The 24,348-nt window shown below is 39.9% G+C and carries 21 protein-coding genes; 1 reads left to right on the top strand and 20 read right to left on the bottom strand.

Features of this window, described 5'->3' with window-relative positions; all coding sequences use genetic code 11:
- Positions 1 to 49: 49 nt before the first annotated feature.
- Both secA and H4J75_RS01275 read right to left on the bottom strand, forming a co-directional pair.
- Positions 50 to 2,749, bottom strand: a complete 2,700-nt coding sequence (secA, locus tag H4J75_RS01270; protein ID WP_182202586.1) for a preprotein translocase subunit SecA — start codon at positions 2,747 to 2,749, stop codon at positions 50 to 52.
- Positions 2,750 to 2,827: 78 nt separating this feature from the next.
- Positions 2,828 to 3,679 (bottom strand): M23 family metallopeptidase, encoded by an 852-nt coding sequence (locus H4J75_RS01275; RefSeq protein WP_231907448.1) that lies wholly within the window; start codon positions 3,677 to 3,679, stop codon positions 2,828 to 2,830.
- A gap of 80 nt (positions 3,680 to 3,759) precedes the next feature.
- Here H4J75_RS01275 and H4J75_RS01280 point away from each other — a divergent pair, with 80 nt between their 5' ends.
- Entirely contained in the window at positions 3,760 to 4,230 is a 471-nt protein-coding gene (locus H4J75_RS01280; protein ID WP_070374770.1) for a DUF721 domain-containing protein, read from the top strand.
- 96 nt (positions 4,231 to 4,326) lie between these two features.
- On the opposite strand, the gene lpxC is transcribed toward H4J75_RS01280, so the two are convergent.
- The 18 genes from lpxC to H4J75_RS01370 all read right to left on the bottom strand — a co-directional run bounded on the left by lpxC (position 4,327) and on the right by H4J75_RS01370 (position 24,345).
- Positions 4,327 to 5,244: a UDP-3-O-acyl-N-acetylglucosamine deacetylase gene (gene lpxC, locus H4J75_RS01285; protein WP_070374771.1), complete on the bottom strand. Its 918-nt coding sequence runs from the start codon at positions 5,242 to 5,244 to the stop codon at positions 4,327 to 4,329.
- Positions 5,245 to 5,469: 225 nt separating this feature from the next.
- Positions 5,470 to 6,627 (bottom strand): cell division protein FtsZ, encoded by a 1,158-nt coding sequence (gene ftsZ, locus H4J75_RS01290; protein WP_070374772.1) that lies wholly within the window; start codon positions 6,625 to 6,627, stop codon positions 5,470 to 5,472.
- Positions 6,628 to 6,760: 133 nt separating this feature from the next.
- Positions 6,761 to 7,996: a cell division protein FtsA gene (gene ftsA / locus H4J75_RS01295; RefSeq protein ID WP_070374773.1), complete on the bottom strand. Its 1,236-nt coding sequence runs from the start codon at positions 7,994 to 7,996 to the stop codon at positions 6,761 to 6,763.
- Between the two features lie 5 nt (positions 7,997 to 8,001).
- Positions 8,002 to 8,793, bottom strand: a complete 792-nt coding sequence (locus H4J75_RS01300) for a cell division protein FtsQ/DivIB (RefSeq protein WP_259366317.1) — start codon at positions 8,791 to 8,793, stop codon at positions 8,002 to 8,004.
- Complete coding sequence (locus tag H4J75_RS01305) at positions 8,793 to 9,734, bottom strand: D-alanine--D-alanine ligase (protein ID WP_070374774.1); 942 nt, start codon at positions 9,732 to 9,734, stop codon at positions 8,793 to 8,795. Before H4J75_RS01305 ends, H4J75_RS01300 begins: the two co-directional genes overlap by 1 nt.
- Positions 9,731 to 11,191: a UDP-N-acetylmuramate--L-alanine ligase gene (murC, locus tag H4J75_RS01310; RefSeq protein WP_182221130.1), complete on the bottom strand. Its 1,461-nt coding sequence runs from the start codon at positions 11,189 to 11,191 to the stop codon at positions 9,731 to 9,733. Before murC ends, H4J75_RS01305 begins: the two co-directional genes overlap by 4 nt.
- A gap of 11 nt (positions 11,192 to 11,202) precedes the next feature.
- The gene (murG, locus tag H4J75_RS01315; protein ID WP_070374775.1) at positions 11,203 to 12,309 is read right to left on the bottom strand and encodes an undecaprenyldiphospho-muramoylpentapeptide beta-N-acetylglucosaminyltransferase; all 1,107 of its coding nucleotides are present in this window, start codon (positions 12,307 to 12,309) and stop codon (positions 11,203 to 11,205) included.
- Positions 12,296 to 13,546: a cell division protein FtsW gene (gene ftsW, locus H4J75_RS01320; RefSeq protein ID WP_259366325.1), complete on the bottom strand. Its 1,251-nt coding sequence runs from the start codon at positions 13,544 to 13,546 to the stop codon at positions 12,296 to 12,298. Before ftsW ends, murG begins: the two co-directional genes overlap by 14 nt.
- 41 nt (positions 13,547 to 13,587) lie before the next feature.
- Positions 13,588 to 15,009 (bottom strand): UDP-N-acetylmuramoyl-L-alanine--D-glutamate ligase, encoded by a 1,422-nt coding sequence (gene murD / locus H4J75_RS01325; protein WP_182221132.1) that lies wholly within the window; start codon positions 15,007 to 15,009, stop codon positions 13,588 to 13,590.
- 62 nt (positions 15,010 to 15,071) lie between these two features.
- Positions 15,072 to 16,154 (bottom strand): phospho-N-acetylmuramoyl-pentapeptide-transferase, encoded by a 1,083-nt coding sequence (mraY, locus tag H4J75_RS01330; RefSeq protein ID WP_182213320.1) that lies wholly within the window; start codon positions 16,152 to 16,154, stop codon positions 15,072 to 15,074.
- Positions 16,148 to 17,560 carry a UDP-N-acetylmuramoyl-tripeptide--D-alanyl-D-alanine ligase gene (gene murF, locus H4J75_RS01335; protein ID WP_182213318.1) on the bottom strand — a complete coding sequence of 471 codons (1,413 nt, stop codon included), beginning with the start codon at positions 17,558 to 17,560 and terminating at the stop codon, positions 16,148 to 16,150. Before murF ends, mraY begins: the two co-directional genes overlap by 7 nt.
- Positions 17,557 to 19,140: a UDP-N-acetylmuramoyl-L-alanyl-D-glutamate--2,6-diaminopimelate ligase gene (locus H4J75_RS01340; RefSeq protein ID WP_182221133.1), complete on the bottom strand. Its 1,584-nt coding sequence runs from the start codon at positions 19,138 to 19,140 to the stop codon at positions 17,557 to 17,559. The genes murF and H4J75_RS01340 overlap by 4 nt, the downstream gene beginning before the upstream one ends.
- Positions 19,133 to 20,911, bottom strand: a complete 1,779-nt coding sequence (locus H4J75_RS01345; protein WP_182213314.1) for a penicillin-binding protein 2 — start codon at positions 20,909 to 20,911, stop codon at positions 19,133 to 19,135. Before H4J75_RS01345 ends, H4J75_RS01340 begins: the two co-directional genes overlap by 8 nt.
- A complete protein-coding gene (gene ftsL / locus H4J75_RS01350; protein WP_182213312.1) occupies positions 20,908 to 21,222 on the bottom strand; it encodes a cell division protein FtsL in 315 nt (104 codons plus the stop codon). The genes H4J75_RS01345 and ftsL overlap by 4 nt, the downstream gene beginning before the upstream one ends.
- Positions 21,223 to 21,238: 16 nt before the next feature.
- Positions 21,239 to 22,180 (bottom strand): 16S rRNA (cytosine(1402)-N(4))-methyltransferase RsmH, encoded by a 942-nt coding sequence (gene rsmH / locus H4J75_RS01355; RefSeq protein ID WP_070377051.1) that lies wholly within the window; start codon positions 22,178 to 22,180, stop codon positions 21,239 to 21,241.
- 82 nt (positions 22,181 to 22,262) lie between these two features.
- Positions 22,263 to 22,721 (bottom strand): division/cell wall cluster transcriptional repressor MraZ, encoded by a 459-nt coding sequence (mraZ, locus tag H4J75_RS01360; protein ID WP_070374782.1) that lies wholly within the window; start codon positions 22,719 to 22,721, stop codon positions 22,263 to 22,265.
- A 256-nt stretch (positions 22,722 to 22,977) separates the two neighbouring features.
- A complete protein-coding gene (locus tag H4J75_RS01365; RefSeq protein WP_259366318.1) occupies positions 22,978 to 23,775 on the bottom strand; it encodes a sulfite exporter TauE/SafE family protein in 798 nt (265 codons plus the stop codon).
- A gap of 78 nt (positions 23,776 to 23,853) precedes the next feature.
- Positions 23,854 to 24,345, bottom strand: a complete 492-nt coding sequence (locus H4J75_RS01370; RefSeq protein WP_182221135.1) for a YcxB family protein — start codon at positions 24,343 to 24,345, stop codon at positions 23,854 to 23,856.
- Between the last annotated feature and the right edge of the window lie 3 nt (positions 24,346 to 24,348).

Consider the following 24,348-nt stretch of genomic DNA (forward strand, 5'->3'; position numbering starts at 1 on the left):
ACGCCAGTCAATAACTGGCGTTTTTTTCATGCATATTAATAAATAACGATTAGGTTAATTTACCATGACATTGCTTATATTTCTTACCTGAACCACATGGACAAGCTTCGTTACGACCTACTCGTTGTATTTCTGGCTTTGTCTCTGTACTGCTAGCAGATTCGTGGGTATATTCTTTTGGAATATCTTCAGCTTTACGATGTTGCTCTTCAACAGCTTCAACATCAGACTCAGCGCGAATTTTTACTTTGCTAAGAATACTGATAACGTCATATTTCAGGGTCTCAAGTAATTCACCAAATAACTCAAAAGATTCACGTTTAAACTCTTGCTTAGGGTTTTTCTGAGCATAGCCACGTAAATGTATACCTTGACGTAGATGATCCATCGCCGCTAAATGTTCTTTCCAATGAGAATCTAAGCTTTGTAACATAACCGCTTTTTCAAATTGACGAATAACATCGGCACCAGCTTGCTCTTCTTTCTCGGTATAGTTAGCTTCAACTTCTGCTAATAGTTTTTCGCGTAAAGTTTCTTCATGCAATTTAGTATCTTCTTCAAGCCACTTTGCAATAGGGAACTCTAAAGATAGTTCGCCCTTAAAGCGCTCTTCTAAACCAGAGATATCCCACATTTCTTCCATAGATTGCTGAGGAATATGCTGATTTATAATACCAGTTACTACATCTGTACGAATATTTTTAATAACATCAGCAATATCAGCTTCGTCCATTAACTCGTTACGTTGTTCATAAATAACTTGGCGTTGATCATTAGAAACATCATCGAACTCAAGAAGTTGTTTACGAATATCGAAGTTACGACCTTCAACTTTACGCTGAGCATTTTCGATGCTGCGAGTGACCCATGGATGTTCAATGGCTTCGCCGTGCTCCATGCCTAACTTGCGCATCATGTTTGAAATACGTTCTGAAGCAAAAATTCGCATCAGTGCATCTTCCATCGATAAGTAGAAGCGAGTTGAACCTGCATCACCTTGACGTCCTGAACGGCCGCGTAATTGATTATCAATACGACGAGACTCATGGCGTTCAGTGGCAACTATGTGTAAGCCACCTAATTCTAAGACTTTATTGTGCTGTATTATCCATTCTTCTTTCGCTTTAGCGATGCTTTCTTTGCTTTGGTCTTTTAATTTAGCAACAATCGCATCAAAGTTTCCGCCTAATACGATATCGGTACCACGACCTGCCATGTTGGTTGCGATAGTTACTGCGCCAACTTTACCCGCATCAGCAACAATTTCTGCTTCTTGCTGGTGAAACTTAGCATTCAATACTTTGTGCTTAATTTTTGCTTTCTTTAAGAAGTCAGATAAAAACTCAGAGGTTTCTATACTGATCGTACCAACAAGCACAGGTTGTCCGCGTTCAACACAATCTTTAATATCTTCTAAAATCGCTTCAAACTTTTCATCAGCGGTTAAATAGATTAGATCAGCAAGATCTTTACGGATCATAGGTTGATTGGTTGGAATAACTACGGTTTCTAAACCATAAATATGATTAAACTCAAATGCTTCTGTGTCAGCAGTACCTGTCATTCCTGATAATTTTTCGTAGATACGGAAAAAATTCTGGAACGTTATCGAAGCTAAGGTTTGATTTTCGTTTTGAATATTCACCCCTTCTTTTGCTTCAACGGCTTGATGTAACCCTTCTGACCAACGACGGCCTTCCATTGTACGGCCGGTATGTTCATCAACAATAACGATTTCATCATCTTTAACAATATAATCGACATCTTTTTGGAAAAGCTTATGGGCACGTAATGCCGCCATAACATGATGCAATAAGGTAATATTGGTGGCTGAAAACAAAGAATCGCCGTCTTGAATGAGACCTTTCTCATTCATGATTTCTTCAATTCTTATTTGGCCATGCTCTGTTAGATAGATTTGCTTAGACTTTTCATCAATGGTGAAATCACCTTCAACAAAATCTTTAGATTGACCAGTATCTTTATCTTTGTCTTCTTCGTTTTGTAGTACCAACGTCGGCACAACAAGGTTAATTTGACGATAAAGTTCAGAGCTATCTTCGGCTTGACCCGAAATAATCAAGGGAGTTCTAGCTTCATCGATTAAAATTGAATCGACTTCATCAATAACAGCAAAATTTAATGGCTTTTGCGTACGTTCTTCTGGCGAAAAGGCCATATTGTCACGTAAGTAATCAAAACCAAATTCGTTGTTAGTACCATAGGTAATATCTGAATTATAAGCCGCTTGCTTTTCAGCTGATGCTAATCCGGCAATATTACAACCTACCGTCATATCTAGAAAATCAAATAATGGTCGACACCAGTCAGCATCACGTGTTGCTAGGTAATCATTCACCGTTATAACGTGAACACCCTTACCTGTTAATGCGTTGAGGTAAGAAGGAAGTGTCGCGGTTAACGTTTTACCTTCACCAGTGCGCATCTCCGCAATTTTACCATCGTTTAAGACCATGCCGCCGATCATTTGTACATCAAAGTGGCGCATGCCAAAGACACGTTTACTGGCTTCACGTACAACAGCAAACGCTTCTGGTAGGATACTTGATAGAGATTCTTCTTTGGCTAAACGCTCTTTAAATTCTGCGGTTTTTGCTTTTAGTTCTTCGTCAGAAAGAGCTTCCATAACGGGCTCTAAGGCGTTTATTTTTAAAACTTCTTTATTCATTTGTTTAATTAATCGATCATTACGACTACCAAACATTTTCGTCATTAACTTTACAAACATCTTGTTAAACCATATTGATATTAGAAGAAATACTTCCGCTGAAAATAACGTGACCAACAAGGGTCACATAAATTGTTTTTATTTTGCTTTTCTATATACGAACTTAATTGGATCTATTTGTGCATTATTGCGTAAAATTTCGTAATGAACATGAGGTCCAGTCGAGCGCCCCGTGCTACCCATACGTGCAATAATTTGTCCTTTGCTAACCACATCTCCTACTTTAACGAGTAAATTTTTATTATGACCATAACGAGTTTTTAATCCCCTACCGTGATTAATCTCGATAAGTTGCCCGTAGCCGTACCGGTCACTTGCCCAAGAAACAACACCTGAAGCCGTTGCAATTATCGCAGCACCTTCTTTACCTGCGAAGTCTACACCTTTATGTATCGCTGCTTTACCACTAAATGGGTCTTTTCGTACACCGTAATATGAAGAGAGCCAACCACCAATCATTGGTCGACCAGACAAATAGCTGCTACTTTCTATATGGTGACCCAAAGTCAAAGATTCAAGCGTAGTCAGTTGATTTTCTTCGTGGTGCAAACTTTCTTCTAGTGTTGATATTTCAGTTAACAACTCTGCCAGTGGCTTTTTATAATGGTTTTCACTCTGCAGCATAGGACCACCTGATGGCGGTAATTGTTGAAAATTAAATTCATTTTCTGGAATTGATGCTTCACTTGCTAAACGGTCACCTAAAGCATTCAGTCGTAACACTTGGCTTTGCAACTCAGCGAGTTTCATCGTTAGTGCGGTTAATTGTGGTTCAGTTAATTGCTGAGGATCTATCTTAGCGGGTGAATTCAAAGCATAGGGTACAGCTTGTGGCACGTCATCAGCAGAAAAAATCAAATGAACAACAAAGCCTGATATTAGCGCAAATACAGTGATCGCAGACAACCAATGCAACTTATTCAGCGTCATTGAAAATCTAACGTTCTTTCCACGATATAGTAGTGTTAAACTCATAATTACTTAAATACTATTCCAAAGTAGAGTGGTTAATGGCACGCAAAACAAGAAAACCTTCAGATATGTCAGAGCTCTTTCAATCATCGAAAGGCACTTTGGCACAAATAGCAGCAAAAACCAACTCTTTAACTATCTTGTCTGACATTGTACGCCAAACTTGCCCTGACCTGCCAGCAGATGTCTGGCATATTGCCAATTTTAAGCAAAATTCTTTAGTAATTGAAGTCACATCTGCTGTTTGGAGCCAAAGACTACAGTTTGAACGGATGAATATTTGCCGTGAACTGGCCATTGCTACCGACAAGGCTTTTGATCAAATTGAAATTAAGGTATCGCCTTATCGCAATAAAGTCGTTTATCAATCTGAAGAAAAACCCGCGGAGCCATTACATATCTCACAAAACACCGCTAACCAATTATTGGCTATTGCTAAAAACGCACCAGAGAGTTTACGTAAAAAATTAGAAAAATTGGCAAAACACGCTGACAAAAACGCCATATGATAATTTTGCCTAGATATGATTTATACCCTTTATCTTAAAATAAAAAACCAGTCATTTGACTGGTTTTTTTATTGAGTAACATTAGTAGTATCTTAATTAAAATGCGGCAGCCGTTACTTCTTGATATTGGATAGGAGACGGTGTTTCATCTTCGTAAGTCACCCATTCCCAACTTTCTTTTTGCTTAAAGACTTCTCTTAACAAGATATTATTTAAGCCATGTCCGGATTTAAAGGCATTTAACTCACCTAAAATGCTGTGACCACACATGTACAAGTCGCCAATCGCATCGAGTATTTTGTGTTTAACAAATTCATCGTCATAGCGTAATTCATCTTTATTAAGCATGCGGTATTCGTCAAGTACAATGGCATTTTCTAAACTGCCACCTAAAGCTAAATCGTGAGAGCGAAGAAATTCGATATCACTCATAAAGCCAAAAGTACGTGCTCGACTAATTTCTTTAATAAAAGAACAGCTAGATAAGTCCATGCTCATCGTCTGACATGTTTTAGAAATAACAGGATGTTCAAATTCAATAGCAAAATTAATTTTAAAACCATGGTAAGGCTTTAATTCTGCCCATTTGTCACCTTCTTCAACACGAACAGTTTTCTTTATGCGAATAAAACGTTTTGCTGCTGCTAATGTTTTGATGCCAACCGACTGTATTAAATAAACGAACGGCAATGCGCTACCGTCCATAATCGGGATTTCAGGAGAATCTATTTCAACAATTAAGTTGTCAATACCTAAACCTGCGGCAGCTGATAACAAGTGCTCGACGGTGGAAATCTTCACACCTTGTTCATTGACTAAGCACGTACACAAAGTTGTCTCGCCCACAGCTTCAGGCGTTGCTGAAATTTCAACAATCGGATCTAAATCTATGCGGCGAAAAACAATACCAGTATTGGCTGGCGCAGGACGGAGAGTCAACTGCACCTTTTCACCTTTGTGTAAACCAACACCAACGGCGGTTACACTGTCTTTTAATGTACGTTGTTTAATCATAAATGCCTTATTAAGCTTTTACTAACCTTGAAATGCACCGTCCTCTTTCGACGGGCGCACAATATAGCAGAAAAACATAACAAAATCAAAATATCAGCTTTTAGCTTCACATTATTTTACACACAACTGTTCAACCAGCTGTATCCTAGTCACATATTAATTCGAATAATATTAGCGATTATATACACTATTTTTATTCTCTGATGACAAAATTAACCGTTCAAATTAGTCAGCTTGTTTACGTAAAAATGCCGGGATATCTAAATAGTTCTCGATATCTGCTGCAGTTTGTACTTGAGCATTGCTGTCTTGCATTGTTATCGGCGCTGTATTTACTTCTGCCTGTGGGCTAGCAATAAATTCTTGGCCAACGGCAATAGGTGCAACAGTAGGAGCTGGATTTACTAATGTTATATCTGGCTTGCGATCAGCACCAATACCGGTTGCAACTACAGTTACACGTAATTCATTAGTCATTTCAGGGTCGATAACCGCACCAACAACAACCGTTGCATTTTCAGAAGCAAAGGCCTTTACTGCATTACCCACTGTTTCAAATTCATCGATACTAATATCCATGCCAGCAGTAATGTTTACCAAAATACCGCGAGCACCAGCTAGGTCAACATCTTCAAGTAATGGACTCGAAATTGCAGCTTCTGCAGCTTCTTCTGCACGATCAGGACCCGATGCAATACCAGAACCCATCATTGCTGTGCCCATTTCTGACATAACGGTACGCACATCGGCGAAATCGACGTTAATCAAACCTGGACGAGTAATTAGCTCTGCAATACCCTGCACAGCACCTAACAATACATTATTTGCGGCTTTAAAAGCGTCAAGTAACGACGTACCTGGGCCTAAAACTTTTAATAATTTTTCATTAGGTATAGTAATTAATGAGTCGACACTTTTTGATAATAACTCAATACCTTGATCTGCATAGTTCATGCGTTTCTTGCCTTCAAATGGGAAGGGTTTGGTAACAACAGCAACCGTTAATATGCCCATTTCTTTTGCAATTTCAGCAACAACTGGAGCAGCACCCGTACCTGTACCACCACCCATACCTGCGGCGATAAAGATCATATCAGCCCCTTGTAGAGTTTCTCTAATCGTTTCTCTGTCTTCTTCAGCGCTGCGACGACCTATTTCAGGGTTAGCGCCGGCACCTAAGCCTTTAGTAACATCTGCACCAAGTTGTAAAGTAACATTGGCTGCTGAATTACGTAATGCTTGTGAATCGGTATTTGCCGTAATAAATTCAACACCTTCAATGGTTTGACAAACCATGTGCTCAACTGCATTACCGCCACCGCCACCAACACCAATGACTTTGATTACTGCTTCTTCGTTATGATCTTCCATTAATTCAAACATTTTTACTCTCTCCGATTTTTATGTTTTGTTCCACCAAAACGCGATTTAACTCTTACTTTTTACTTATCCACCATGATTGAGGCAGATTATAAAAATTTATTTACTCTTCTTATAACAAGGCTCTTAATGAGGGTTAAAACTCACCTTTAAACCAAGCTAAGATACGCGAAGTAATACTAGCAATACCTTCACTTTTCTTACTCTCTATACTTTGTTGTTCATTGGCTTGCATACCGTAATGTAATAAACCAACAACCGTTGAGTAAGTTGAATCATCAACATACTCTTTTAAACCACTCATACCTTTTGGCTTAGCGACACGTACTGGCATTTGAAAAACTTCTTCAGCAAACTCAACAACACCTTCCATTTTCGCTGTACCACCGGTTAACACATAACCTGCGGCAATTTGATCTTCTAAGCCCGCTTCGCGAACTGCTTCTTGAATAAGTTCAAAAAGCTCTTGGTAACGTGGCTCAACAACTTCCGCTAAAGTGTGACGAGACATTGAGCGTGCAGGACGACCACCAACACTCGGTACTTCAATGTTCTCTTCCATACTCACCATTTGTCGAAGCGCACAAGCATATTGCACTTTAATGTCTTCTGCGTGGCTTAACGGCGTTCTAAAAATTTTCGCAATATCACTGGTGACCTGATTACCGGCCACAGGTATAACCGCAGTGTGTCTTAAAGCACCGCCAGCAAATACCGCAATATCCATCGTACCTGCGCCCATGTCTACCACACAAATACCGAGTTCTTTCTCATCATCTGTTAGCACAGCATAACTAGATGCTAATGCTGAAAAAATAAGTTGATCGGCTTTTACTTCACAGCGCTCAACACATTTAACAATATTTTTAGCCATGTCGTTAGCACAAGTAACAATATGAACTTTGGCCTCCATTCGGACACCTGACATACCAATCGGGCTTTTTATGCCATCTTGGCAGTCAATACTAAATTCTTGTGGTAGTACATGTAACATGCGTCGTTCCGCGGAAATCGGTACTGAACGCGCGGTATGTATTACGTTATCAACATCTTCTTGAATGACTTCTTTGTCATTGATTGGCACCATGCCATTTTCATTTTGACAACTAATATGCTTACCTGAAATACCTAAGTAAACCGAGCTAATTTGGCAATCGGCCATTAATTCAGCTTCGTTGATAGCACGCTGAATTGATTGAATAACCAAATTCAAATCATTAACGCCACCTTTATCCATACCTCGTGCAGGTTGATTTCCAACACCAACAATACTTAATTGATTGTCCGGTGTTATTTCACCAACAGCAACAGATATTTTCGACGTTCCTATGTCTAAACCTACTACCAAGTTTCTTTCGTTTACTTTTGACATTAAAGTTAAGCTCTTTGTTTATTCTCTGCGGTTTTCCAACCAACAGCGAGTCCAGTGTCATAACGTAAATCAACATAATCCACTTGCTGATTTTCTTCTTTTGTTTTCATTATTTGCGGGTAGACATTCATAAATCTTTGTACACGCTCAATTTTGTTTTCTCTACCTAAATTAAGCGTTATGCCGTTTTTCAGCGTTAACTGCCAAGAATGACGTTCGGTAAGTAACAACTCATCAATTGACAGCTCACTAAACTTCAGCAACTTACTTAAATTAACAAAGTTACTTAAGGCAAGATCTTCACTGCCTTCAGGACCAAAAAATGCCGGTAATGCAGACTGTAAACGTGTGGTGTCTGCCTGAAATGCTTTACCGTATTGATTAATTAAAAAGTCACCATTCCATAAAGCAATCGGCGTTTGGTCAACAACATAAATTTTCAGTTCATTCGGCCACTTTTTTCGTACCGATACCGAGTACACCCAAGGTAATTCAGCCACTTTCTGTTGTACGTGATTGACATCAACATTAAAAAAGTTTCCTAAGTTAACATCTTCAATCGCATTTTCTATATCTTGTCTATTTGTAAACGGCATTTCACCGCCAATAACAATCGACGTAACAGGCATTGACTCTTCAGATGACATTTTATTATTTAAAAACCAACTGAATGAAATAATAGTAACAATCACCAGCACAAAAAAAGTCACACCGAGCCAAAAAGACCAGTGTAATTTTTCTTGTTGCTCCGTCATTAATGGTGACAATGACGGTTGATTGCTACTAGTTATTGTCATTATTTATCTGCTAATTGTCCGGTGCTAATGGCGACTATTTTTGTTACCAGCTCACTAAAACTTAAGCCGTGTACCTTTGCTGCTTTAGGTACCAATGACGTTTCAGTCATACCTGGAACAGTATTGACTTCCAGTAGCTGCCATTTATTTTCATTGTTACGCATAACATCTACGCGCCCCCATCCTTTTGCACCGGTTGCTTTAAAAGCTTTAAGCGCTAATGCTTTAAGCGCTTGTTCATCTTCATCACTCAAACCAGCAGGACAATGATATTGTGTTGTCGTTGATTGATATTTAGCTTCGTAGTCATAGAACTCACGAGGCGTTTCCATATGAATGGCGGGTAACGCTTCTTCGCCTAAAATAGCCACCGTATATTCAGGACCATTAATCCATGCTTCTACTAAAATTTGGTCATCATATTCAAAGGCAGTCGTTAATGCTTGGTGTAATTCATTGGCTGTTTTGGCTTTGGCCATACCAATACTTGAGCCTTCATTGGCTGGCTTAACCATGACCATACCACCGAGTGTCGCCAGTATTTTTTCTGCTTGAGTTTCTTGGTAAGCCTCTTTTTCGACAATAGCAAAAGGCGCAGTCGGTAATCCTTGTGCTTGAAACACTTGCTTACTACGAATTTTGTCCATGGACAACGCAGACCCTAAGACATCAGAACCGGTATAGGGGATGCCCATATATTGTAAAGCCCCCTGCACACAACCATCTTCACCGCCTCGACCATGCAAAGCGATAAAAACACGATCGATATTTCGTTTAGTTAAGTCAGCTAAACAAAATCCTCGAGTGTCGATGAGTTCAACGTCAAAACCAGCTTGTTGTAGACCCTTGGTAATCGCTTTTCCAGAATTAAGTGATACTTCGCGTTCTGCTGAGTCGCCGCCATATAAAACAGCTAACCTTTGGTCTTTCAGTGCTTTCACTTTTTAGCCCCTTTAAGGTCAACATTTAGTAACGGGTTTATCATAATTTCACGAGCTATAACGCCAATAGTACCTGCGCCTTGTGTAATAACCATATCGCCGTCTTGTAATTGCGCTTGCAACAATTCTGCTAATATTTCAGCGCTACTAACATAGATAGGTTCAATTTGACCACGCTGGCGAATACTTCGCGCTAGGCTTTTACTGTCAGCACTGTTGATAGGCGCTTCGCCCGCCGCATAAACATCGAGTAAAAATAAGCAATCGACTTCAGATAACACTTCAACAAAGTCTTCGTATAAATCGCGTGTACGAGAATAACGGTGTGGCTCAAAAATCATCACTAAGCGTTTTTCAGGCCAGCCATTTCTCATTGCTTTAATTGTTGCTTTAACTTCACGAGGGTGATGTCCATAATCATCGACTAAGATCATCTCACCTTTTTCTGTCGCTAAATTAGCCAATTGTTCAAAACGTCTACCGATACCCGCAAATTTTTCTAGAGCACTGACAATGGCCGCGTCGTCTACGCCTTCATCAGTTGCAACAGCGATACTCGCCAAGGCGTTCAGCACATTATGTTCACCGGGTAAGTTTACTGACATATTGATATCAGCAAAACCTTCACGCTGTACGGTAAAATGACTAACGCCACCATTTTGTTGAAAGTTTGTCGCTCGTACATCAGCATCTTCACTAAAACCATAGGTGATCACTTGACGACCCATTCTTGGAATGAGTTCACGCACAACATCGTTATCAATACAAACAACTGCTAAACCATAAAACGGTAAGTTATGTAAAAATTCGATATAGGTATCTTTAAGTTTTTCAAAATCACCTTGGTAAGTCTCCATGTGATCTTCGTCGATATTAGTGATCACTGAAACCATAGGCTGCAGATGCAAGAATGACGCGTCACTCTCATCGGCTTCTGCAATAAGGTAACGACTTTTACCCAAACGTGCATTGGTGCCAGCGCTATTTAATAAACCACCAATCACAAATGTTGGGTCTAGGTCACCTTCAGCAAAAATACTTGCAATCAAACTGGTCGTTGTTGTTTTGCCATGAGTCCCCGCAATCGCAACACCATGGCGAAAACGCATTAATTCAGCTAACATTTCTGCACGACGTACCACAGGAATACGTAACGTTTGCGCATTCACCAATTCAGGGTTATCTGCTTTAATTGCCGTTGAAACAACAATAACACTCGCACCAACAATGTTATCTGCCGCATGACCTATAGTAATATTTGCACCTAACGCCATTAAGCGAGTAACAACTTGATTTTCGCCAATATCAGAGCCAGTAATTTGGTAGCCTTCATTTAACAATACTTCAGCAATACCCCCCATACCTGCACCGCCAATACCGACAAAGTGAATGCTTTTTACCCGGCGCATTTCTGGTAATTTAATAGGTGCGGTGTTATTGGCTATTTTATTTCTCATTATCTTACTCATTAGTTAACTAACTCCGCGCAAGTATTAGCAACACGGAGAGTTGCATCAACGTGAGCAGCATCGTGCGCCGCTTTCACCATCGACCTTACTACGCTGTCGGAAATAAAAAGGCTGTTAAGCATTTGCGCTAAGGTCGTACCGTTAAATTCTTTTTGTGGTAATAATTTTGCAGCACCACGTGAAACTAAATACATCGCATTTTTGGTTTGATGGTCATCAACGGCATGAGGTAAAGGCACAAAAATAGCAGGTTTAGCTGCCATAGCGAGTTCTGAAACGGTTAAGGCACCTGCTCGGCAAACAACAATGTCTGCCCATTGATAAGCGGCCGCCATATCTTCAATAAATTCAGTCACTTTAACTTTATCTTCTGACAAGCCAAACTTTTTATAGCTGGCCAGTACTGCTGTTTGATTATCACGACCCGTTTGATGCCAAACGTCAATATTTTGCAGTTGTATTTGTTTTAGCGCTTGTGGCACGGTTTCATTCAAAATTTTAGCGCCAAGACTTCCACCAACCACTAGTACTTTTTTACTACTACTTGGATTCTCGGGGATCACTGGCGTTAACGCGGTTATTTCTTTACGCAACGGGTTTCCAACCACCTGAAAGTCAATATTAGCGGTAAAAGCGTTTGGGAATGCACTCAACACTTTAGTGGCAATTTTCGCTAAATAACGGTTTGTCATGCCAGCAACCGCATTTTGTTCATGTAAAACTAAAGGGATCCGCATTAACCAAGCAGCAAAGCCACCAGGAGCACTTGCATAACCGCCCATGCCTAAGACAACATCGGGTTTTACTTTGCGTAATATCGCAATTGATTGTAAAACCGACTGTAATAATTGAAACGGTATTTTAACACGCTCTAACAAGCTTTTATTACGTACACCGGCAATATTGATAAATGAAATATCAAACCCATGCTCAGGAACAATTTTTGCTTCCATACGTTTTTCAGTGCCAAGCCAATGTATCTTCCAGCCTTGAGCTTTGAGCATTTCTGCCACAGCTATACCTGGGAAAATATGACCACCTGTGCCACCAGCCATCACTAATAAAGTGGGTGCTTTTTTGCTAGTTGTATTTTCAAATCCAGTCATATTGTTCACCCTCCTTATCATCTTTAGTTTTGGGTTTTACTACTATTTTATTCATTGCATTACTTTTTTTTATTTTGTTTTTCTTTGATTTTTTCTTAGTGGTCGCCTGAATACTTTGCAAACGTATCTCATGATCTATTCTCATCAAGATAAACACCGCCATGGTCATAATGATCATCGAGCTACCGCCATAACTTAATAACGGCATCGTTAACCCTTTAGTGGGTACTACACCTGCACTAGCACCAACATTGACCGCAGCTTGAAAGCTTATCCAAATACCAATAGCGTAAGCAAAAAAGCCTTCGAAATATTTTTCTTTTTGTAAAGCGGCTCTGCCAAGTAACAGTGCCTTGAGCACTAAAAACATACTCAGCATTAAGATCACGCTTATGCCAATAAAGCCAAATTCTTCTGCAACAACCGCCATAACAAAATCGGTATGCGCTTCGGGTAAATATTCTAGCTTTTGAATACTATTTCCTAACCCTTGTCCAAAAATCTCACCACGGCCATATGCCATCAATGATTGTGTTAATTGATAACCACTGCCAAATGGATCTTCCCAAGGGTCTAAAAAGCCGGTAACTCGCGCCCAACGATAAGGAGAAAAATAAGCGAGCGCGGATAATAAACTAATGCCAACGCCAGATACACAAGCAAATTGCCAAAGTTTAGCGCCAGCTAAAAATAACAGACCAAAAGTGGTCACAAACATCACAACAATGGTACCTAAATCTGGTTGCATTAATAACAAACCACCAAGTACAGTAAAGACAACGAGTGGTTTAGCAAACCCTTTAACGTTTTCCATCACTTCATCACGACGTCGAACAAGATAAGACGATAAATAACAAAAGAAAAACAATTTCGCAGGCTCTGCCGCTTGTAACGTTATTGGCCCCACAACAATCCACCGTGTCGAACCATTAACCGTTCGGCCAATCACTAACACCACAACTAACAGCAAAATCCCCAATAGCAGTAAATGCCCACTATGTTTTTGCCAAAGACTCATCGGTACGCTCATCGTGACAACGGCCACCAACAAACTTATACAAATATAAATAAAGTGACGCTCGACAAAATGAAACGGGTCATTGAACAATCTTTCTGCTACAGGCATAGACGAACTGGCGACCATAATGAGACCAATCATATACATACTAATAGCGAGTAATAAGTACGTACGATCAAATGTAGCGCTGCTAGAACCTTGCTCTGCCGATAACCACATGGGTAGTTTTATATTATCGAGTTTAGAGAGAACTGATGTTGTCATGAGTTCTCCTCTGGCAAGCTTGGTGTTTTATTTTCTCCGCTCAACTTGTTAACCGCATTGACAAAGACTTCGCCACGTTCAGCAAAGTTCTTGAACATATCAATGCTGGCACAAGCCGGTGAAAGTAACACTACATCACCTGATTTAACGATATTACCAAGGATATTAATCGCTTGTTCAATACGGGTAACTTTACTATTTTTTATCTGTGCTTTATTAGCGACAGCAGCCACTTCATCGCCGTCTTTACCTAAGGTAAAAACATGGCTAACATCTTTAGAAAAAACGTTAGTTAATGGGGAAAAGTCTGCTCCTTTGCCATCGCCACCCGCAATAACATATAAGTTGTTATCTACTGACATCATAGCGGCTAAGCCTTCAATCGCTGCTAGGGTTGCGCCAACATTGGTTGCTTTAGAGTCGTTAATCCATTGCACATTTTTATACGTTGATATCAGCTGACAACGATGTTCCAAGCCTTTAAATTCGACTAAATGTACTAACATCTCATCAAGTGGCCAACCAGCACTATGACCTAGTGCCAATACCGCTAAACAGTTCAAGGCATTGTGTAAACCGGCAATAGGTAGTTGATTAACACCAATAAGCGGCTTTGAGCCAAACATTAATTGTCTTTGTCCATCAATCACCGACATGCCAAAATGACCGTCAAGTGCAACATCGCTACCAAACGAAAGTGACTTTTGCGCCTTACCAACAAGTTGAGTATTAACATCATCACGATTAGTAATAGCCGTTTGACACTGTTGATAAATACCTCGTTTAATCGCGGCATAGTTTTCTAAGGTTTTATGACGATCTAAATGATCATCACTCACATTTAAAACAGTTGCAGCAATCGCCTTCATACTGCGTAATGTTTCTAATTGAAAACTAGAAAGTTCTAAGACTAAGCAGTCGAGTGATTTTTGCGATTGTTCTAGTACCGGTACTCCAATATTACCGCCTAGTTCAACTTTTTTACCCAGCCTTTGTCCGAGAAAAGCCAATAAAGACACCACCGTTGATTTACCATTTGAACCGGTAACAGCAAGAATAGCGGTGTTATTATTTTGACAATAAAGCTCAACGTCTCCAGCAACAATACAATTTTTGCTTATCTGCTTAGCAATGTCAGCAACACTGGTATCTACACCTGGGCTGACCAGTAAAACATCGGCTGAAGCGATCAGTGTTTTATCCCAGCCACCTAACGTTAACGATGTATGTGGAAACTCTTGCTTAAAAACGTCAATATTAATGGCATTATCACGACTGTCATTTACCGAGCAAGTTAAGCCATTTTTTGCTAAATAACGCACACAAGACAACCCTGTTAACCCTGCACCGAGGACAACAATTTTTTGGGTTGTTAACTGCGCTATCGCTAGCGGAGCTTGTGATGTCTTTTGCGTCATTTTATGCTTTAGACCTACTTTAAATACTATTTTTTATTAAACGATTTATTAATCAATCATTGTTAGCGTAGTTTTAATGTCGCTAAACCAATCAATACCAGTACTAATGAGATAATCCAAAAACGGACAATAACTCTTGGCTCAGGCCAGCCTTTTAATTCGTAATGATGGTGAATAGGCGCCATACGGAAAATACGTTGGCCACGTAATTTATAAGAGCCAACTTGTAAAATAACTGACACCGTTTCCATAACAAAAACACCGCCCATAATGAACAACACTAATTCTTGTCGAACTAAAACCGCGATAACACCCAAGGCTGCACCAAGTGCTAAAGAACCAACATCGCCCATAAATACTTGTGCAGGGTAAGTGTTAAACCAGAGAAATCCTAAACCTGCGCCAACAATAGCCGTACAAACAACCACTAACTCACTCGCCATCGCAATGTGGGGAATATTTAAATATTCAGAGAAGTTTGCGTGTCCTGTCATGTAGGCAAAAATAGCAAAAGCGCCGGCGACCATTATCGTTGGTACTATTGCTAAGCCATCTAAACCATCAGTTAAATTAACTGCGTTACTGGTTCCAACAATCACAAAGTAGGTCATACCAACGTAAAAAATACCCAGTTGAGGTAATACGTCTTTAACGAACGGAATAAGTAAACTTGTTTCTTCGGGACTTTGAGCAAGAGAATATAAAAACAAGGCTGTCGCTAAACCCGCAACGGTTTGCCAAAAGTATTTCCAACGCGCAATTAAACCATTAGGGTCTTTGCGAATAACTTTTCGATAATCATCAACAAAGCCTATTAGGCCAAAACTGGTGATAACAAAAAGCACGACCCAAACATAGGTATTACTTAAATCGGCCCAGAGTAAAACACTGACCACAATAGCGGCTAAAATTAACAGCCCACCCATAGTCGGCGTGCCGGTTTTCACCAAATGGCTTTCGGGGCCATCATCGCGAACAACCTGACCCACTTGCATATTTTGCAAGAAACGGATCAGCTTAGGACCAAAGTACAAAGATATAGTTAACGCGGTTAATGTACTTACAATGGCGCGAAATGTTAGATAAGAAAAAACATTAAAAAAACTGTAATACTGTGTTAAATATTCACTTAGCCAAACTAGCATGAACTTATCTCCGATGATTTATGTTCTGAAGTTGACGAAGAGAGTTCTAAATTTTTACGCCAGTTAATAATATCTTGCACTACATTTTCCATACGGGCACTACGTGATCCTTTGACTAAGATAGAGATCGCTTGCTGCTCATTTTCCAATAAAGAAGTTAAACAACGCATTAACGACACTCTGTCACTAAAATGTTGGCCATTAAAAGCATCAGCTGAACTTTGACTCAGCACGCCCAGCGTCAGTAAATCATCAATTTTGCATTGTTTAGCATAATCGCCAACTTCATGATGATAACCTCGAGCTTGTGCGCCCAATTCGCCCATATCACCAAGGATAAGGATGCGTCGGCCTGAGTAGCTAGCCAATAAATCGCTAGCCGCTTTTATTGATTCAACATTTGCGTTGTAAGTATCATCAATTAATTTAAACGTGGGTGTTAACTGATGTAAATTTAATCGGCCTTTCACCGGTGACATTTCAGCCAAGCCTAAACGAATATCGTCAAGGCTAGCACCAAACTCTAAAGCAATCGCAGCTGCAGCAACCGCATTACAAACATTGTGTTTCCCCGGCACCGTTAATTCAATGAACGTATTGCCAGAGTGAGTATTAAGCTTAAAGCCAGCACAACCTGTATCATCAAGTATTACATCACTTGAGAAACAGTCAGCAGCTTGTTCACATGAGAACGTTCTTACTTTTTTGTCAACCAAACGCCATTGCCATTTATTGGCAAATTTACAATCTTGGTTATATAGAGCAATGCCGCCACTGCTTAGGCCTTCAAAAATTTCACCTTTTGCACGTGCCACACCGCATAAATCGCCAAATCCCTCTAAATGAGCCGCGGCAATATTATTAATAATAGCAACATCAGGCTTCACTAATGCTGAGGTGTAAGCTATTTCACCCATATGATTTGCACCCAACTCAACCACAGCAAATTCGTGCTGTGACTCAAGGCGCAATAAGGTGAGTGGCACACCAATATCGTTATTAAAATTCCCTTTTGTTGCTAATACCTTACCCAAGCGTGATAAAATTGCCGCTACCATTTCTTTTACTGTGGTTTTACCACTACTTCCGGTAATAGCAACCGTTTTAGGGGCAACTTTTTCTTTCACATAAGCAGCTATCTTGCCTAAGGCTTTATGCGTATCTTCAACAATAATTTGAGGAATACTCAGTTGGCAATCATCTTGAACAATCACGGCTGCACAACCTAATTCAATCACCTGATTCAAAAAACGGTGTGCATCAAAATTTGGCCCCTTGAGCGCAAGAAATAATTCACCCTTTGCTAATGCTCGACTATCGGTATTAATGCTATCAATAGTGATGTTTTCTCCAACGAGCTTACCATCAACGGCTAAAGCAATTTCAGCTAAGCATAATGGGATCATGATATTGCTCCTGCAGTGTTACTTTGTTGTTGATAAACGTCATAAATGGCTTTAACCAATTCACGTTCGTTATAATTAATTTTTTCATTAGCTACTATGATGTAGTCTTCATGGCCTTTACCCGCAAGTAAAACCATGTCATCAGCCTTTGCTTTTGCCAAGGTAGCTTTGATCGCGGCTTCGCGGTCAAGTAAAACGGTGATTTTTTCAGGAAAAAGACACCCCGCGAGCATATCGGCAACGATATCTTCAGCTTTTTCTGTTCTTGGATTATCTGTGGTAAACACCAGATGATCAGCACCATTCTCGGCTGCTAGCGCCATTAGTGGTCGCTTACCTTTGTCTCTGTCTCCTCCACAACCAAACACCACCCATAACTCACCTTTACAATGGTGGCGACAAGCATGCAGTGCACTGACTAATGCATCGGGAGTATGTGCATAGTCAACAATAGTGGTCGCTTTATTATTGGCTTTAAATGTTTCCATACGGCCAACAATCGGTGTTAATGCTTTAACCGCTAACGCGATATCATTTAATGAAATATTTTTGCTCATCAATACAGCAATACCCGCTAATAAATTTTCAATATTGAAATCGCCCATTAGCACGCTGTCAATTTCTTGTTGACCAAGATGGGTATTCAAGATGAATTGAACACCATTAGCATGGGTTTTAATCTCACTGGCTTGGGCATAAGCTGAAAATTGAGTAACTGCGGCCGATTTACCATAAACAATAAGACTTTGCTTATTTGGCCAATGCGCTAACCATTGTTTACCTTGCTGGTCATCACCATTAATAATGGCTATTTGTTTGGCATCATGACTAAAAATTTGATATTTGGCGTCCGCATAGTTTGTCATGGTTTTATGATAATCAAGATGATCGCGTGTCAAATTGGTGAACACGGCAATATCAAGTAAATTTGCTATAACACGCCGCTGCTCAAGTGCATGAGAAGATATTTCCATAGCAACATTTTTACAATGATCTGCAGAGAACTCAGCCATTAACTGATGCAACTGTGTTGCTGCCGGTGTCGTATTTTCAACGGATTGTAGCGATTCAATTTGTCCAGCGCCATTGGTGCCTATAACCGCTGTTCTTTGTTGGCAACTCGCTAATAATTTTGAGATTATTTGACTGGTGCTGGTTTTACCATTGGTGCCAGTAATACCTATAATCGTCATATTATCTTGTGGACTTTGATAATACCCCTTAGCAAATGAAAATAACTTTTCATTGAGTTGATAGAAATAGACTTGTGCTATTTTTTTATCTGAATTTTCTGTCGTTAAATAAACAATTTCACCATGTTGGCTGGCATGGCTGCATTCAGCAATGATTAACCCACACTCTAATGATACGGCTTGGTTAATAAAATCATTACCATTTTGCTGATGGCCGATAATCGCACAAAAGACATCGCCCGTTTTTAATTTACGGGTATCATTAATCAAATCTCCACAATTCATTGGGAAATAAGCCCGTTCAGCCAATGCGGGTAACGGTAAATTAAACCGTTTAAAAACGTCAAATAATTGTGCTTGGCTCAATGAAAAAGTAAACTTAGGCATCGGCATGCTCCTGTTTTACTTTCATTGTTGGCTTGTCTTCACTGACCACAGGTCTTATATCAGCAACACGCTTTGCATCTGGAGCAATATTTAATACCCGCAATGCGCCTTTCATTACTCTTGAAAAGACAGGGGCAGCAACTTCGCCACCATGGTATAAATCGCCGCCAGGTTCATTAATAACAACAACAACCACAATCTCAGGATCAGAAATTGGTGCCATACCAGCAAACAAGCCAACGTATTCATTGCCATAGCCACCAGCGAAAGCTTTAATTGCAGTGCCCGTTTTGCCACCAACACGGTAACCTTCTACCTTAGCATTTGGGGTATGTTCATTAACCACATTTTCTAACATGCCAACAACTTGTTCACTCGATTGCTCTGAAAAAATCCGTACATCTCGAAGTGGAATAGTATCCAAGGTATCTTTTTTGATAATAGTGAGCGGCTTTTTAATGCCGCCATTAGCTAAGGTTGAATAAAAACGTGCTAGTTGAAGCGGGGTTGCCGCAACACCATGTCCCCAAGATAAGGTCGCTAATTCAAATTTCGACCAACGTTGGCGATCATGCATAATACCTGAACTTTCGCCAACTAAGCCAACACCCGTTTCTTCGCCAAAGCCAGCATCAAAAAATTTATTCAGTAAAAATTCTTTCGGTACTGAAAGTGCTAGTTTTGTCGTGCCCATATTTGATGAATGCACCAAAATATCAGTAATACTTAATTTGCCACGGTTAATTGGGTCGCCAACTCTGCGGCCACCTAAACGCATCCAACCTGGACTGGTATCAATAATGCTGTCGGCTTTTACCGAACCAAACTCTAAGGCGGTTAATGCAGTTAAAGGTTTTAAGGTTGAACCCGGTTCATAAAAATCGGTGATCGCTCGATTTCGAAAACGATGGATCGCTGTGTTTCGACGATTATTAGGATTATAAGATGGGCTATTTACCAGCGCTAAAATTTCGCCGGTATGAACATTAGTAACAACGACTGAGCCTGATGTCGCTTTAAATGCTTTTACCGCACCTTTTAATTCTTTATAAGCGATGGCTTGAATACGCTGATCAATACTCAAAACGATATCTTTGGGCTGAGTAGATTCTTGCTCAGACAGTATTTCTATTTTACGGCCCTTAGCATCTTTACGGTATTGTTTTTCGCCGTCAGTTCCCGTCAGTAATTGATCGTAAACGCGTTCAACACCCTCGATACCTTTGTCATCTACATTGGTAAAGCCAACAACATGAGCGCTTATTTCTCCTGACGGATAAAAGCGTTTTGATTCTTTTCGTAAATGAATACCCGGTATTTTTAATTCTTTAATGTATTTAGCCATTGCTGGCGATACTTTACGTTCAACATAAACAAAACGTTTAGTTGGGTTTTTAACAATACGTGAAGTTAGTTTGTTAACATTACGCCCTAAAACATCGGCAAGTGCTTGCCAATGCTCTTTCATTGCTAGCGCATTGTTGTCCATGATAATTTTAGGATCTGCCCACACGGTTTCAACCGGGACACTGATCGCCAGTTCACGGCCGTTACGATCGACAATTGAACCACGTTGTACGGTATGAGCAGCGGTACGTAATGAGCGCATATCTCCCTGTTTTTTCAACATGTCGGGTTCAATGATTTGAATATATGCACTGCGAGCCAACAAACCTGCATAAACAAACACTATTAGGCCGACCACAACGTAAAAACGCCATGCCACCGAAATTTGCTGTTTATCTACTTGTTTCTTCACTAACTTGCTCATTGTTGTTGAATGATAATTTCCGAATTTATATTCGGTCTTTTCATCTGTAATAATTTTCTAGCTTTGCTTTCTATCGTACTGTGCTCAGCTAGGCTATTTTGCTCTAACAATAAATTACGCCACTCAATATCTAACTCATCTCTTTCTGTTAATAATATTTCTAAACCACTGGTGGTTTGACGATTTAAATGGGTGAAGTAAATCACCGAAAATGCCGAAATAACCACCATAACTAACAACAGATATATAAATATATGTCGCTGAATGTCGTACCAAACTTCTAATGGCAATGCCATTTTTGAGTTTGCCATAACTATATCAGCCGCATTAAAGCGGTAATCTCATTGCAACCCGCATGACTGAACTTCGTGAACGCTTATTTTCTTCAACTTCACTTTCACTGGGTTTTAGTCTTCGACCAACAAGTTCTAATTTTTTACCTTTATTCAATTCTGCTTCACTGATCGGTAAACCACGAGGCACTTTTTTGCCTTGCGAGTGTTTTTTCATAAACTGCTTAACAAGACGGTCTTCTAATGAATGGAAGCTAATAACCACTAAACGACCATTTTCAGCAAGTACTGATAATGATGCCGCAAGTACTTTTTCAATTTGCTCTAACTCACTATTAATGTAAATACGGATCGCTTGAAAGCTTCGTGTCGCTGGGTGCTTTTTAATTTCGCGTTGTGGTGCTGTCGTTTGAATGATTTTGGCTAACTGACTAGTACGGGTATAAGGGGTTTCTTCACGTGTATCAACAATGGCGTTAGCAATTCGCCAAGCGTGTTTTTCTTCACCAAAAGTACGTAGTACCCAAGTAATATCTTCAACATCAGCCACAGCAATCCATTCTGCTGCGGTTTGTCCACGCGAAGTATCCATACGCATGTCTAATGGGCCATCATTCATAAAGCTAAAGCCACGTTCGGCTTCATCAAGCTGTGGCGAAGACACGCCAAGGTCAAGGAGAATACCGTCAACTTTACCAAGTAATTGATGCTTTTCAGCAATGTTTTGTAAGTCGGCAAAGCCTTCGTGCTCAATAGTGAATCGAGCATCGTCAGCAAATTTTTCTGCTGCTTTAATTGCCGTAAGATCTCGGTCAATGGCAATAAGCCGACCATTTTCAGAGAGTTGAGAAAGTATAAGGGCTGAGTGCCCGCCTCGACCAAACGTACAGTCGATATAGGTACCATCGGGGTTGATTGCGAGTCCGGTCACTGCTTCGTCAAGCAATACCGAGATATGTGAATTATCTAATTTCATTTTGGGTAACACCATGTTACTGAATACCAAGTGATCAATTCGGTATCGGGTTATTAACTATTTTTAGTCTTATTTTTGCTATTTACAGTGATAAGTCTAACAAGCGGTCAGTCAGTTCAATTTCACCCGACTGAATTTGGCTAATGCCTTTTTGCATTTGCGCTTGCCAGGCATTTTCACTCCAAATTTCAAATTTCTTTAATTGTCCTACCAGCATCACACCTTTTTCTAAATTGGCATGTAAACGCAACGGACCATTAATCAATAAGCGACCACTCTTATCAATTTCACAATCAGAAGCATTGCCTAAAAGTACTTGCTGTAACAATCTTTCTTGTGGGTTCATACTCGATAAACTACACAATTTTAATTCTATTTCTTCCCATTCAGGAAGCGGGTAAAGTAGTAGGCAGGGATGTTGAATATCAACGGTACAAACCATTTTTCCTTGGCAATCGGCAAATAGCTCTTCGCGGTACTTGGTCGGTACCGTGATTCTATTTTTACTGTCGAGCGTAATTGCGCTTGTGCCTCTAAACATAATCCTGCTTTATTATTTTAGTAATCCTTTAAGATCCACTAATTCCCACTTATTCCCACATTGATACAGTTTAGTGAGAAAAGTGAAGTCATGTCAAGCAAAGATTGGTATAAATGATCTGGCCGAACGCCAATAAAATTAAGGCTTTGAGCAAAGTTGATGAATTTGTGGGGTTTTGTGGATCCTTGCCCCAAAATATGTAATACAATTAATTTTTTAGCTGATTTCGAAGAAAAGATGAGCGGTTAGCGACTACTTACTTGATACCAATGAGTCCTATTATTAACAACCAAAAAGCAAAAAATAATTTCAACTTAGTTGCTGAGAGGTGCGTCACTAAGGTCTTAGCAAAAATACCGCCAAGCAAGGCACCTGGGCCTGCAAATAGCACCACTTGCCAATAAACTTCAAATTGAATCAAGGTATGCTGCCAGATGGCGGACCAAACAGTAAAAGCTGAAACAATAACGGCTGCGGCCACCGCCATACTAATGTCAAAACGTCGAAGAATTAAATAAATAGCCAATAACTCACCAACACCTACCGATAGCCAAGCGGTAAGCGCACCACCAAATAGTCCTATGGTGGTTAAAGCGAGCCAATCAAAAAGGTAGAGTTGGCTACGCTCGCGATGTGGCTTAATAAAGAAGATAGTGCCAATTATAAATAGGCCAAGCACTAAAGAGAACCAGCTAAAGCTGTGATGCAAAGAAGTGGGTGAGCTAAGTTGATTACCATAAACAAACCAAATACCCATAATTGAGCTTATTGTGGTCACACTGATAATACGTTTAAACCCTTGCCATAAACGTAATTGTGTTTTTTCACTATGGTAATGAAACCACCAAGTAAAAGCGCCGGCAGTCATACCAAAACATTGAATAGCAAAGCTGGTCGCTATAGATTGTTGTTCAGTAAAGTTGAGTTGATTAAACAATGGGATAAAGACAACCCCGCCACCTGCTCCCGTTGAATTGGCAAAAATACCGCCAAGTAAGCCAATAAAACTAAAGACCCCATACTCACGAATATCTTCGATAGCTATAGGAGACATTACTAGCATGCCAAACCAAATCGAAATGAATATTAAAATAAATTTAGGGCTATTTAAACGAAAAAAATTCACTGAATATTAACGCTTACTTTGCTGAGCCTGTTTATCGGTAAGGAATGTTATCGCTGCTGCCGATAAATTTTTATTAGAAATGTAACTACGCCCCTGAGCGTGTCTTATTAACCAACCTAGCTGGGTGTTTTGTATTAATTGCACGTCTGACCACAATAATGTCAAGCTAGCGTAAAATGATTTACTCACAATACCCTGTTCATCAATCGTTAAATCAACATTACCTTTGGCGGCTTTACTGAGCATTTGTCGCATCACCCACCACGGTTTTTGATAATAGGTACTGACGGCTTCAAGAATACCTAAAGCAAAAACAAACCAAGCTGCATAGGGATTCATTGCGGTAAACAGTACTAACAACATTCCAGCAACGGTTAAGGCAATTGATTTTTTATAGGCGCTTATTGAAGTAACGATGACAACAGATTCGCTAAAACATTCTTGAAAATGGGCTTTGTCTAGTTCGTAGGTTGTTGAGTAGGTAAAAGGCTGTGACATAAA

It is taken from the genome of Colwellia sp. BRX10-1 (genome assembly GCF_014077545.1).
In the GTDB taxonomy this organism is placed as follows: Bacteria; Pseudomonadota; Gammaproteobacteria; order Enterobacterales; family Alteromonadaceae; genus Colwellia_A.

Excerpts from the sequence above, each read along its gene's own strand:
- secA (WP_182202586.1), bottom strand. The coding sequence starts at position 2,749 with ATGTTTGTAAAGTTAATGACGAAAATGTTTGGTAGTCGTAATGATCGA.
- H4J75_RS01275 (WP_231907448.1), bottom strand. The coding sequence starts at position 3,679 with ATGACGCTGAATAAGTTGCATTGGTTGTCTGCGATCACTGTATTTGCG.
- H4J75_RS01280 (WP_070374770.1), top strand. The coding sequence starts at position 3,760 with ATGGCACGCAAAACAAGAAAACCTTCAGATATGTCAGAGCTCTTTCAA.
- lpxC (WP_070374771.1), bottom strand. The coding sequence starts at position 5,244 with ATGATTAAACAACGTACATTAAAAGACAGTGTAACCGCCGTTGGTGTT.
- ftsZ (WP_070374772.1), bottom strand. The coding sequence starts at position 6,627 with ATGTTTGAATTAATGGAAGATCATAACGAAGAAGCAGTAATCAAAGTC.
- ftsA (WP_070374773.1), bottom strand. The coding sequence starts at position 7,996 with ATGTCAAAAGTAAACGAAAGAAACTTGGTAGTAGGTTTAGACATAGGA.
- H4J75_RS01300 (WP_259366317.1), bottom strand. The coding sequence starts at position 8,793 with ATGACAATAACTAGTAGCAATCAACCGTCATTGTCACCATTAATGACG.
- murC (WP_182221130.1), bottom strand. The coding sequence starts at position 11,191 with ATGAGAAATAAAATAGCCAATAACACCGCACCTATTAAATTACCAGAA.
- murG (WP_070374775.1), bottom strand. The coding sequence starts at position 12,309 with ATGACTGGATTTGAAAATACAACTAGCAAAAAAGCACCCACTTTATTA.
- ftsW (WP_259366325.1), bottom strand. The coding sequence starts at position 13,546 with ATGTGGTTATCGGCAGAGCAAGGTTCTAGCAGCGCTACATTTGATCGT.
- murD (WP_182221132.1), bottom strand. The coding sequence starts at position 15,009 with ATGACGCAAAAGACATCACAAGCTCCGCTAGCGATAGCGCAGTTAACA.
- mraY (WP_182213320.1), bottom strand. The coding sequence starts at position 16,154 with ATGCTAGTTTGGCTAAGTGAATATTTAACACAGTATTACAGTTTTTTT.
- murF (WP_182213318.1), bottom strand. The coding sequence starts at position 17,560 with ATGATCCCATTATGCTTAGCTGAAATTGCTTTAGCCGTTGATGGTAAG.
- H4J75_RS01340 (WP_182221133.1), bottom strand. The coding sequence starts at position 19,140 with ATGCCTAAGTTTACTTTTTCATTGAGCCAAGCACAATTATTTGACGTT.
- H4J75_RS01345 (WP_182213314.1), bottom strand. The coding sequence starts at position 20,911 with ATGAGCAAGTTAGTGAAGAAACAAGTAGATAAACAGCAAATTTCGGTG.
- ftsL (WP_182213312.1), bottom strand. The coding sequence starts at position 21,222 with ATGGCAAACTCAAAAATGGCATTGCCATTAGAAGTTTGGTACGACATT.
- rsmH (WP_070377051.1), bottom strand. The coding sequence starts at position 22,180 with ATGAAATTAGATAATTCACATATCTCGGTATTGCTTGACGAAGCAGTG.
- mraZ (WP_070374782.1), bottom strand. The coding sequence starts at position 22,721 with ATGTTTAGAGGCACAAGCGCAATTACGCTCGACAGTAAAAATAGAATC.
- H4J75_RS01365 (WP_259366318.1), bottom strand. The coding sequence starts at position 23,775 with ATGTCTCCTATAGCTATCGAAGATATTCGTGAGTATGGGGTCTTTAGT.
- H4J75_RS01370 (WP_182221135.1), bottom strand. The coding sequence starts at position 24,345 with ATGTCACAGCCTTTTACCTACTCAACAACCTACGAACTAGACAAAGCC.